At 63.2% G+C, this 11268-nt stretch carries 9 protein-coding genes and 2 pseudogenes; 3 read left to right on the top strand and 8 right to left on the bottom strand.

Annotation, left to right across the window (positions count from 1 at the left end; translation table 11 throughout):
* Window positions 1-108, top strand: a pseudogene (locus tag CR165_RS23375) (IS5-like element ISRso1 family transposase); the annotation flags it as partial.
* Window positions 109-298: 190 nt separating this feature from the next.
* Here CR165_RS23375 and CR165_RS23370 read toward each other — a convergent pair.
* The 3 genes from CR165_RS23370 to CR165_RS23360 form a co-directional block, all read right to left on the bottom strand.
* On the bottom strand, window positions 299-3634 hold the full coding sequence (locus CR165_RS23370) for a PAS domain S-box protein (protein WP_109519304.1): 3336 nt from the start codon (window positions 3632-3634) through the stop codon (window positions 299-301).
* Between the two features lie 4 nt (window positions 3635-3638).
* Window positions 3639-3860: a type II toxin-antitoxin system ParD family antitoxin gene (locus tag CR165_RS23365; protein ID WP_245906723.1), complete on the bottom strand. Its 222-nt coding sequence runs from the start codon at window positions 3858-3860 to the stop codon at window positions 3639-3641.
* A gap of 801 nt (window positions 3861-4661) precedes the next feature.
* Window positions 4662-6341 carry an ATP-binding protein gene (locus tag CR165_RS23360; protein WP_109519302.1) on the bottom strand — a complete coding sequence of 560 codons (1680 nt, stop codon included), beginning with the start codon at window positions 6339-6341 and terminating at the stop codon, window positions 4662-4664.
* Window positions 6342-7064: 723 nt separating this feature from the next.
* Between CR165_RS23360 and CR165_RS23355 the strand changes: the two genes are divergently transcribed.
* Both CR165_RS23355 and CR165_RS23350 read left to right on the top strand, forming a co-directional pair.
* Window positions 7065-7697: a ParA family protein gene (locus CR165_RS23355; protein WP_109519301.1), complete on the top strand. Its 633-nt coding sequence runs from the start codon at window positions 7065-7067 to the stop codon at window positions 7695-7697.
* A gap of 646 nt (window positions 7698-8343) precedes the next feature.
* Complete coding sequence (locus CR165_RS23350; protein ID WP_245906721.1) at window positions 8344-9297, top strand: replication protein RepA; 954 nt, start codon at window positions 8344-8346, stop codon at window positions 9295-9297.
* Between the two features lie 54 nt (window positions 9298-9351).
* Here the strand turns inward: CR165_RS23350 and CR165_RS25870 are convergent, their stop codons facing one another.
* The 5 genes and pseudogenes from CR165_RS25870 to CR165_RS23330 all read right to left on the bottom strand — a co-directional run.
* Window positions 9352-9549, bottom strand: coding sequence for a hypothetical protein (locus CR165_RS25870; RefSeq protein WP_408887549.1), 198 nt, complete (start codon window positions 9547-9549; stop codon window positions 9352-9354).
* 59 nt (window positions 9550-9608) lie between these two features.
* On the bottom strand, window positions 9609-9827 hold the full coding sequence (locus tag CR165_RS23340) for a hypothetical protein (protein ID WP_219929849.1): 219 nt from the start codon (window positions 9825-9827) through the stop codon (window positions 9609-9611).
* A gap of 118 nt (window positions 9828-9945) precedes the next feature.
* Window positions 9946-10104 carry a hypothetical protein gene (locus CR165_RS25275; protein WP_181378343.1) on the bottom strand — a complete coding sequence of 53 codons (159 nt, stop codon included), beginning with the start codon at window positions 10102-10104 and terminating at the stop codon, window positions 9946-9948.
* A gap of 161 nt (window positions 10105-10265) precedes the next feature.
* Complete coding sequence (locus tag CR165_RS23335; protein ID WP_281262129.1) at window positions 10266-11096, bottom strand: Bug family tripartite tricarboxylate transporter substrate binding protein; 831 nt, start codon at window positions 11094-11096, stop codon at window positions 10266-10268.
* Window positions 11097-11150: 54 nt separating this feature from the next.
* Window positions 11151-11268 (bottom strand): annotated as a pseudogene (locus CR165_RS23330) (IS5-like element ISMex42 family transposase); the annotation flags it as partial.

Below are 11268 nucleotides of genomic sequence, written 5' to 3'. Positions count from 1 at the left end.
CGCTGGCGTCGCCTGGTCCGTGACTACGAGCGCCGCTCCGACGTCTCCGAAGCCATGATCCACGTCGGCATGGGCGCGCTCCTCATCAGGCGCATCGCCCACCCATGACCATTCTCAAACGGGCACTAACAGCGCGCAAGCCATCGCGCTTCGCGCCATGGTCCGCCAACATCCAGCACCTCTTGACCAAGGTGGAACGCCTCGCCGTAGCAACTGAGAGCTGCCACTTGGGAGCGGAGCTGGAGAGGATGAAAAAGGCTTCACGCTATGCCCCGGCCTCTCCAGATCCACCCCGGTGCTACTCGCGCCGGATCAAGTCCTTGATGCGGATGGCCAGGGCTTCCAGCGCGAAGGGCTTGGTCAGGACGTGCATCCCTGGCTCCAGCTGCCCGTTCCCGATCACCGCGTTCTCGGCATAGCCGGTGATGAACAGGACCTTCAGTTCGGGTCGGATGACGCGGGCCGCATCAGCCAGCTGGCGCCCGTTCATGCCGCCCGGCAGGCCGACGTCGGTAACCAGCAGGTCGATCCAGGCATCGGAGCGTAGGATGTCCAAGCCCGAGGCGCCATCTACCGCCTCGACGGCCGCGTAGCCGAGATCCTCCAGCACCTCCATGACCAGCAGGCGGATCGTCGGCTCGTCATCGACCACCAGAACGGTCTGTCCCATTTCCGCTCTAGGCGCCTGGCTGAGGTTCGGCAGGTCCTCTGCCGCTTCCGCCTCGCCAATATGCCGCGGCAGGTAGAGGCGCACCGTCGTGCCCAGGCCGACCTCCGAGTAGATCTGCGCCTGACCGCCGGACTGCCTGGCAAAGCCGTATATCATGGAAAGCCCCAGGCCCGTACCCTCCCCCAGCGGCTTGGTGGTAAAGAACGGATCAAAGGCGCGCGCGACCACCTCGGGCGGCATGCCGGTGCCGGTGTCGGTAACACTGATCGTGACGTACTGGCCGGGCTCCATCTCCCGCGCTTTGGCGACGCGGGGGTCAATCCACATGTTGGTTGTCTCGATCGTCAGCCGTCCGCCATCCGGCATTGCATCGCGCGCGTTGATGCTGAGGTTCAGCAACGCGTTCTCCAGCTGGTTGGGATCAACCAGCGTTGCCCAGAGCCCGCCGGCCGCGACAACCTCCAGCGCGATAGACGGCCCCATCGTGCGCCGGATCAGCTCCTCCATGCCCAACACCAGCCGGTTCACGTCGGTGGGCTTCGGATCCAAGGTCTGCCGGCGGGAGAAGGCCAATAGCCGGTGCGTCAGCGACGACGCGCGCTTGGCCGCGCCCATGGCAGCCAAGACATAACGATCCAAATCTTTGATGCGCCCCTGCTCTACGCGCATGCTCAGCAGCTCAATGGAGCCCACGATGCCGGTCAGCAGGTTGTTGAAGTCGTGCGCCAGGCCGCCCGTCAACTGGCCCACCGCCTCCATCTTCTGTGCCTGGCGCAGCTGCTCCTCGGCGTGCTGCAGCTCCGCCGTGCGCTCGGCGACGCGCTGCTCCAGGGTGTCGGTGAGCGCGCGAAGTTCCGCTGTAACCCGGTCACGCTCCGCCTCCACGGCGCGCCGCTCCTCCACATCAAGCAGCACGCCCGGGAAGTTCAGCGGCGTACCGTCCGGCGCGTGTTCGACACGGCCATTGGCCTCGATCCAGTAGTACTGCCCGTCGGCACGGCGCACCCGGTACTGGTGAGCATAGGCACCGCCGCGGGCGACCGCCTCCTTGATGGCATTGGCCAGCCCCGGCTTGTCATCGGGATGGACGTTCGCCACCACCTGTTCCAGCGGGAGGCCCTTGCGGCCGAGCGCGGAGTCGAGGCCGAAGGCGTGGGCGAAGCCCTCATCCACCGTGAAACAGTCGGTGGGCAGGTGCCAGTGCCAGGTGCCGAGGATCGCGCCGGCCGCGTGCGCCAGCTGCACACGCTCGATGTTCTCGCGCGCCAGCGCCTCGCTGGCGCGCAGGCGCTCTTCCGCGGCCCGCCGCTCGGTGACATCGCTGAAGATGATCGCGATCTGCCGGTCAGCGGGATCGCCGACCGGGACGGCGCGCACGTCGAACCAGCGCTTGAAGGTTTCCGCGTAGCTCTCGAAGCTCAAGGGCTCGCGGGTTTTCGCGACATGCCCGTAGGTCTCGAACCAGAACCGCTCCAGATTCGGCGCGTACTCCGTGACCCACTTGCCGCGAAGATCCACGCCCGCCTGCCGTTCGAAGGCGTCGTTGGCCTCGACGAAGCGGTAGTCCACCGGCTTGTCGTCCGCGTCGAACTTGACCTCGACGATGGCGAACGCCGCCTCCACCGTCGCCAAGATCGTCCTGAAGCGCTCCTCGCTGGCGCGCAGGGCGGCTTCCGCGTTGCGCATCTGGGTCATGTCGAGCATGGCGCCGATCATGCGCACGGCCCGTCCCTGGCAATCACGAATTACGTGGCCGCGGTCCAGCACCACAGCGTAGCTGCCATCCGCACGCCGGAAACGGTACTCGTCCGACCAGTCACTCCCGGCGCCGTCGATCACCGCATGGATGCTCTGGTCAATCCTGGCGCGATCCTCGGGATGGATGGTGTCGATCCACCAGTCGCCGGTGGGCAGCACCTGCTCCGGCGTCCAGCCATAGGCCTCTTGCAGCGCCGCATTCCACAACACTTGGTTTGCCCGCAGATCCCAGTCCCAGATGGCGTCCCGAGTGGCGCGCTGGGACAATCGGAATCGTTCGTCGATGGCCTCCAGTGCTTCGGCGGCCAAATGCTGCTCCGTGCAATCGCGCAGGATCTTCAGGTAACCGATATGGCCGCCTTGCTCGTCACGCAGCGCCATCATCTGCCCCGAGGCCCAGAAGCGGGATCCGTCCTTGCGCTGGTGCCAACGCTCGTTGAGGGCCCGGTCCTGCCGTGCCGTCTGGCGCATCTCGATGTCGGGCTGGCAGAAGGCCTGGTCCTCGGGGGTGAAGAACAGGTCGGCAGGCTGGCCGAGCATCTCGCTCTCCGTCCAGCCCAGGATGCGCGTTGCTCCGGTGTTCCAGCCGGTGATGCGACCTGCCAAGTCGGTGGAGATGATGGCGAAATCGACCGCGCTGTTGAGCGTCTGACGGTGGAGCGCGGCGGCGCGGTCCCGCTCGGCAGCCAGCGCGTCCCGCTCAGCCAGAGTCCTGCGCAGGCTGATCTGGCTGCTGGCCTGGGCGGCGAGCGCCTTCAGGACCAAGCGCTGCTTTTCGCTGAGGGCGCTCTCATGCGGGACGGTATCTATGACGCAGAGGGCGCCGACCGGCAGCCCCTCCGAGAAGAGCGGCATCCCGGCATAGAAGCGGATGCCCGGTGTTCCGGTGACCAGCGGATTGTGGGCAAAGCGGACATCCTGGGTGGCATCTGGCACCACCAGCCCGTCCGGCTCGAGCATGGCGTGAGGGCAGAAAGCAATATCGCGCGGTATGTCACGCGTGCCGAGGCCGATCTCGGCCTTGCCCCACTGCCGGTCCTCCGCGATCAGATGGATGGCCGCCATGGGCACGTCGATCAGCTCGGCTGCGAGGCGCACCAAATCGTCGTAGGCCTGCTCGGGCGGTGTATCGAGGAGGCCGGTCCGCTGGAGGGCAGCCAGTCGCTCCTTTTCTGTCCAGGACGGCTCGCCGTTCTGCCGGGTCATAACGTCAGCGTTTCCGGGCCGCTGAAGCGCGGAACACGCCCTTGGGCTGCAGGTGCCGTGGCGGGTCTTTCCGGGTCAGCAGACGCAGGCCGGCGCGCACTACCTCGCTGGTGGTCTGGTAGCGGCCAGAGGCGACCTGCTCGTCGATGTAACGGCGCAGCTCGGGCGTGAGGGAGATGGTGACAGCTTCGGCGGAAGGCATGGCTACTGAGTAGCCGAATTCCAACTCAGGATGAAGAAATCATACCCTTCGCTTTTTGGCAATCTGGCGGCTGCCTCTCCTACCCTTTGTATGGAGTTGGACAAGGGGCATTCCAAAAACGATAATGCTGGCTTATCGTGCTTTTGCTTGACGGCAGGGAATGATGCCGCGACCGGACCTCGTATAAGGCCCGGCCGCGAGCTCCTAGTCAGCAGTCGCCTCTGCCAACTGGCTGTTCAGCGTCAGGGCTGTCTGAGGCTTCTGCCGCGGCTGGCCGCCTGTTCAGCGCCACGTCGATAGGACGTACGCCACACCTCCGAAGCTGAGGCCACAACCGATCATGGTGAGAAGTGCCACAGTGCTCATTGCTATGCCTGTCTGGCAGTCCCAAAGTCTTTCGACCTAGAGCTGTATCACAATTCTGTGATGCCGCATGGGTTGTATAACTCGACCACAGTGCGAGCAACGTTTTTATCGGCCGCGTACCGAAAAATTGGCGGAAGCGATGGGACACTCGAGTTCTTCTGGCGATGTCGCAGCATCGGTGATCAGGCAGCAACATGCCGGGCGATAAGGAGTACTGGAGCCGGAAGAGACCACTGTCGTTCTCCCCTTCCAGGTCCTCTGAAAATTGGCCGCTGAGGGCAAAACTCTAGCTGCCTGGCTTCGAAAAATGGATCCCTTGCTGCAACCACGGCTGTCTGCCATGGTTGAGCTGGTGTGCTTCCTCAGCACACCAGAGAGCGGACATTGGTGGCAACGGTGCCCAGGTCGGGGTTTCCCGACAGGGCGCCGTTGTTCCAACTAGATTTTTATCGGCCGCATCTATTCCCGAGCGTGGCCAAAATCTGAGGTCTCTCGATCGGGCCCGGTACGAGCGCCGCGGCGCAGCGCCGCCTGAAGACGATCGATCATTTCACTGCGCTTGTAAGGCTTACCCAGCACCTCAAGCGTAATGTCTCGGGGGCCATTCAGCGACATCTCGTCATTATAGCCGGTGGTCAGCACCACTGGCACATCAGGGCTGCGTTCGCGCACCCATTCTCCGAGAACCAACCCGTTGGCTCCACCTGGCATCAGCACGTCCGAGAACACGAGGCTGAATGGGTCGTTCGCCGCCTTGGCCTCATCGAAGCGCTCAAGCGCCTGCTCAGCGCTGTAGGCGACGACCACGCGGTAGCCAACGTCAATCAGCGCCTCCTGAGCCATGTGGGCGATCTCCCGACTATCATCCACTACAAGGATCAAGGGGGGCGCCGTGGATTTGCTCAGCGCGCGCGTCTGATAGCCGCTCTGCTGTGCCTCGAACCGCTGATCCTCCGTTTCCTGCACCATCTTTGGAAAGATCATGCGGACAGTGGTGCCACGGCCAGGCTCGCTCTCGATCTCCAGCCGGCCACCGGATTGCTGAACAAAGCCCTGAGCCATGGCGAGGCCAAGGCCGGTACCCTGCCCTTGCGGCTTGGTGGTGAAGAAAGGTTCGGTGGCGCGCGCCTGGATGTGTGGCGGCATGCCCGTGCCCTCGTCACTGACCGAAAGTATGACGTAATCACCTGGCTCCAGGTGATGTGCCGCGGCGTTGCCGTTGAGGTGGATGGCCTTGGTTCTCACGGTGATTGCACCGCCATTGGGCGAAGCGTCACGCGCATTCACCACAATGTTGAGCAGCGCCATCTCAAGATGCACCGGATCCACCTTCACCTCGGGAAGGCGCCGCTGCAGGCTAAGGTAAAGCTCGGCTCGTTGCCCCACCGAACTTTCCAGCAATTCGCCGAAGGAATTCACCAGCTGGCTCAGGTCGACGCCTTTCGGCTCGAGCCGAGAGCGACGAGCAAAGGCCAGCAACTGGCGGGTTAGTTTGGAGCCGCGTTCCGCAGCCGCCGTAGCAGCGGAATGATATCGTTCAAAGGCGCGTTCGTCATGGCGCTTATGTTTCATTATCTCCAGGCTGCCGTTGACGATCTGCAGCATGTTGTTGAAGTCATGGGCTAGCCCAGCAGTAAGCTGACCAATGGCTTCCATCTTCTGCGCCTGCCGCAGCGACTGCTCGCTCTCCCGCCGTTTGGAGACGTCAAGTTGGCTGGCGAAAAAATAGATCAACTCTCCAGACTGGTCGAACACCGGCCCCATGAAGATCGCGTTCCAGAAGGGTGTGCCGTCCCGCCTGTAGTTCAGGATCTCAAGGGCGATTGGACGTTGGTCCCGTATAGCCTCGCGCAGTTGAGTGACCGCCATCGGATCGGTTGCGGCGCCCTGGAGGAAGCGGCAGTTGCGGTTCAGCACCTCTCCCTCCTCATAGCCGGTCAGGTCGAGGAAGGCATTGTTGGCGAAGACGATTGGGCAATCACTCTGCCTCGGATCGGCTAAAATCATTGGCATCCGCGTCATCTCGACAGCAGCGAAGAACACGCCGCCCCGGTTATCGATGCTCGGATCGACAATGTTTGCCTGTTTCCAATGATGCAGCCCAGGTCGCCCTAGTGGTTCAAGGGCACCCTGGTCCATGGCACCTGCAGCCGGTATGCCGGTATCATTGGCCTGATCAGGAGCAGGGCCGTCTACTTTTTTGCCCATCGATGGATTTTTGGAACCTTCTGCAGAGATGCTGACATGGTGGTGCCCGAAAAAATCAGCTCGAGCTTTGAAGTTTTCACAATTTTTCAGTACGGATTATTTCGGCTGCCCTGCTCCGTACGATTGGCGTGGTTGTCTTTTTGCCAAGGGCAAAATGTGGTGCTTGGTGATTGTGCAAGCGACCGCGGCAGGTATTTCAGTGCACTGGAGATGCAGGATGCTGTGCCATGAGTGCGCGTACGCCGGTCGCTAGCGCGCGGTGTCATGTGGATGCGGCCGGCGGCACCAGGCTTAACCCACAGGACCAGCATGGTCCAGCCGCCCGGCTTCTAACTGGGTGCAGCCCCGCGGTGCGTTCCGGGACCTCCCGTCCGTGAGCTCACCGCAGGCAATACCGCCCCACCACCCGGCGCCCTGTTCGCTCCGGCGCCTCGCCCATGCCCCGGCACTATCCCAGTGGTCTCCTACCCTTCTCCTCCAGCCTGTCCTGGCAGTTCCTGAGCCGACTGTCGCAGGCACTTGATCAAGGCCTACACAGCTATATAGCTACACAACTGGCCTCTACAGGGCTTTACCGCTTTATGTGGTTAAGATAGCTGGTAGCTACAGCGCTACTGGTGGGGCTGTGTAGCAGTGTAGCTGTCAGGGTGACGCATGGGTGTGTTAGTGGTTGCAGGCTCTAAAGGCGGGACAGGTAAATCCCTCCTGAGCATGAGCATTTCAGCCTTCCTTGCCCGCAAGGAGGCAGATTTCGCTTTAGTCGACGCCGACCCCACAGAAGCCGCGTCTCGTTGGTCGCAAGCCATCTATGAGGGGCCACCCTTCGAAACCTATGCTGAACGGGATGAGGACAAGTTGGCTCATCTGATCGCCGACCTCGGCGAACAGAAGCGCTTGGTAATTGTAGACACCCCCGGCTTCGACAACCTCTCCTCCTCGGTGGCCATTGCCTCAGCCGACTACGTCCTCATCCCCTGCAAGTCTTCCGAGGCCGACCTCTACGAAGCGCGAGCCACCATGAATAAGGTCCGGTCCTTGGCACGCAGCACCCGCCGAGATATTCCGGCCCGAGTGGTCCTTAACAGCGTCCGCTCCACCACCGTGGCGAATCATGCGGCCAACGAGATCCGTGATGCAGGCCTCTCGCCGCTGAAGTGCAGTCTGGGCCATCGGGCTGACTATGAGGTGATGACCCACTCAGGGAAGCTCCCGATCAACGGAACGGCAGCGCGCGAGCTGCGAGCCCTGATGGCCGAGCTGACGGAACTGGAGTGGCTTCCCAAATAGGTAGTTGTGTAGCAATGAAGCGCTGTAGGCGTAGAGCGGTGTAGAGGTGTCGATGGCTATCAAACTTAAGAAGCTGACGGACGAGGCGCCGCGGCCCGCAGTTCAGGAGGTGCTAGCTGCCGCTCGTGAGGCTGATCCCACCACGCCACCCGTGAGGGCTAAGCCTGCCCTACCCCTCGCTGCTCCAGAGCCCATCGTGGGCCTGAACATCCGCTGCCGGATTTCTACCTCGGAGGCCATCGCCCAGCATGCCGCGCGGGAGGGAAAAAGCATGAAGGCTCTGGTCATGCACGCATTAGCCGAGAAGGGCATCCATATCGCTCTAGAGGACATGGAGGACCGCTCACCTAGCCGCCGTAAGGGCCGCTAGGCACCTTTCTACACTGCTGGATTGCTGCATCGCTATACAGCCTTATGTGTAGCAATGTAGCATTAAGGGGAGGGGGAAGCTCAAGGCTTCCTCGCGAATCGGGACCTTGGACTCTACTCCCGTTTAGCGGTTTCCCACAGCCTGCGTTTGGACTCTACTCACGCACTCGCATTGGACTCTACTCCCGGGAAGCCGGGTTATCCCTTGGACTCTCCTCACGCATACAAATAGTAGATCCAAATAACCCTCAAATAGCTTCCGGGAGTGGAGTCCAACTTGACCACAGGCGCCATTCCGCCGCGAATGGATGCCATGGGGCAGGTTCACCAACTCATCCTGACGCATGGCATTGAGGCGGCGCGGCGGACAGCTGAGAGTCGTGCTGATCGCCTCTGCGTGGATGCCGCCTACGAGGTGATGGCCGACGAGCAGGCCAGCATCGGCATTACCCATGCTGGCTTTGCCATGGCGGCGCTGCCACACAAACAGACGCCGGATACAGTCTGGGAGCGAGAGGCAGGCCGGGTGAAGCTGCTGGTGGAGAGCGGCTTGGACGCCAACCGCAAGCCTATCGGCATCCCCTACGGCTCTATTGCCCGGATGATCCTGCTCTACTTGCAGACCCAAGCCGTAAAAACCCGCTGCCGGGAAGTGGAGCTGGGCGCGTCCATGAATGCCTGGCTAGGGGCTATGGGTATCACGGTCGGTGGTAAGACGTACCAGATCGTCCGGGAGCAGAGCCGCCGCATTTCTCGCTGCCGGCTGACCTTCTTCCGGCGGACCAATATTGCCGAGATGGTCACCAACGGCGCTTTCATCAGAGATGCCATCCTGCCTTTGGACTCTACTCCCGCTCAACTGCCGCTCTGGCAGGAGAGGGTGCGTCTTGATGAGGGGTTCTACCAATCCCTGATCGAGCACCCGCTTCCGTTGCGGGAAGAGGCTGTCCGCCAGATCTCCAGCAGGTCCATGGCCATCGACCTCTACATCTGGCTGGCCTATCGGCTCCACGCCCTCAGCGAGCCGGTGGAGGTGAACTGGCATGCTCTGCGCCGGCAGTTCGGGGAGAGCTACAAAGAACTGCGCTACTTCCGACGCGATGTCCTGCCTTCGCTGAAGCTGGCCTTAGCAGTGTACCCAGAGGCCCGCGTGGCGGTGGACGAGCGGCAGGGTTTGATCCTGTACCCATCGCCGCCGCCGGTTCCGGAGCGCAGAGCGCTGGCAGGCTGACGTGACGTGACCGAAGGAACTAAATGCGTCTTTTGAAACGGTTCCTGAAGCGCGTTAAGGGAGATGAGGGAACAGGCGAGCGCGGGCGTCGAGCAGCTCCTCGAAGGGCCTGCTGTCATGAGTATTGGTACCACTCAGCAGAAAGGCGAGTGGGATGCCGCGCCGTTCCGTAATGAGGTGCTGCTTGGTGCCTGCCTTGCCGCAGTCCGTCGGCTTCTGCCCGGTTCCGGCCCCCCTCCTTTTGGCTGCGATGGACGCGCTGCCCGCGCAGGCATGGCATCTAGTCGATGCGATCCGCCTCCCTTACCGCATCAGCTGCAAGCATTCTCGGCGGCGAGAATGCCGCTCACCAAGTCCCCGAGCCACAGGTCGACCTCGAGGAGGGCGGCCCATGAGGCGAGGTGCGTGACGAAGCCCCAGGGAAACTCGCGGGACTGGTGCTTCTCCCAGCCCTCCGGCGCGGCTGCCTGTGCAGCAGCGGACTCCGTGCCCACGATGAGGAACTCGATTTTCCTCAGGTATCTGCCCATGCCTCGGATCCGGAGGTAGGACGCCAGCGCCTGGAGTCCCAGGACGGCGGACAGGAGCGCGGGCATGTAGGCGAGACTGGCGAACGCATATGGGTCGAGGGAAACCGATCCCCTGTGTTCAGGGCAGGCGGTGAAGGCGCTCGCTATCCAGGTGAAAAGCGCGCCGGAACCCGCAGCGGCCCATTGCAGGTTGGTCCATGCGCCCGCGAAGCAGAACCGCGATCTCTGCCTTGAGCGCCTTGAACTCCTTCAGCAGGTAAGCCTTATGGTCGTCCATGGCCGAGCCCCGCGACCGGAACGGGAACCTTACGACGCGGCGGGCCTCCCGTGGAAGCAGGAACCCCGTCGCGTCCCAGCGTCTCGAAGCCCCCGACCGCCAACCGTCGGCCCTGCCGTCTGGTCCGGGTCGCCGGGGGAGCCTCAAGCGGCGCGGGCCGTCTACTGTGCCGGTTTGATGTCCGCCTGCTGGAGGAACCCGCGCCAGCGCTGCGTCTCCGCCGACACGAAGCTCTGGAGTTCGCCGGAGGGCACCGCGAACCGTTCCGCGCCGCGCTCCTCCAGCTGCGCCACGTAACCCTTGTCGGCGCTGATCCGCTGTATGCCCTCCTGCAGCTTGGCCAGGATCTCCGGCGGCGTGCGAAGCGGCGCGTAGACGCAGAGCCAGAGGGAGTAATCCACGTCCGGGAACCCGAGCTCCTTCATCGTCGGCACGTCGGCGAGCACGGCGGAACGCTTGGCCGAGGAGACCGCGAAGGCCCTCACCGCGTCCCCCTTGATGTGCCCGACCGAGGTGGTGATGCTGTCGAAAAGGAAGTCCAGCTGGCCGGAGATCAGCGCCGTGATGGCCGTGCCGCTGCCGGTGAAGGGAACCTGCAGCGCTTTGAAGCCAGCGCTCTTCTGGAACATCTCGGTCACGACATGCGGGGAGGATCCCGGGCCGAAGGTCCCGCAGCTGACCTCGTCTGGCCGCTTGCGCGCACGCTCCACAAGGTCGGCCAGCGACTTGAAGTCCGAGGACTTGTTCACAACCAGCACGTTGGGCAGCGCGCCGACCATCCCGCAGGGCACAAGATCCTTGGCGAGGTCGACGCCCGACTTGGGGATGAGCACGGGGGTGATGGCGTGCGTCCCGAGCGTTCCCAGCACGATGCTGTAGCCGTCCGGATCGGCGTTCGCGACGTTTGCCATGCCGATGCTTCCGGCGGCGCCCGCGCGGTTCTCCACCACGACGGTCTGCCCCAGGGCCTCCCGCAGGCGCTCCGCGAGGATGCGGCCCAGGAAGTCGGTCGGCCCTCCGGGGGCGAAGGGGACGACTAGGGCCTGTTAGAGCTTGAGCCAGTCGGCGGCTGCTGCGAGGCAGAGGATGCCGATGAAGGATCGGGCGGTCTTCTCGTAGCGGGTGGCGACGGCACGCCATTCTTTGAGGCGGGCCCAAAGGTTC

This window comes from Teichococcus aestuarii (assembly GCF_003116135.1).
Taxonomy (GTDB): Bacteria; Pseudomonadota; Alphaproteobacteria; order Acetobacterales; family Acetobacteraceae; genus Pseudoroseomonas; species Pseudoroseomonas aestuarii.
Note: the sequence above shows the minus strand (reverse complement) of the source record. Positions and strands in the feature narration are given on the sequence as shown.

Coding starts and splice junctions, on each gene's coding strand:
- CR165_RS23370 (WP_109519304.1), bottom strand. CDS start 3,634: ATGACCCGGCAGAACGGCGAGCCGTCCTGGACAGAAAAGGAGCGACTG.
- CR165_RS23360 (WP_109519302.1), bottom strand. CDS start 6,341: ATGGACCAGGGTGCCCTTGAACCACTAGGGCGACCTGGGCTGCATCAT.
- CR165_RS23355 (WP_109519301.1), top strand. CDS start 7,065: ATGGGTGTGTTAGTGGTTGCAGGCTCTAAAGGCGGGACAGGTAAATCC.
- CR165_RS23340 (WP_219929849.1), bottom strand. CDS start 9,827: ATGGGCAGATACCTGAGGAAAATCGAGTTCCTCATCGTGGGCACGGAG.
- CR165_RS25275 (WP_181378343.1), bottom strand. CDS start 10,104: ATGGACGACCATAAGGCTTACCTGCTGAAGGAGTTCAAGGCGCTCAAG.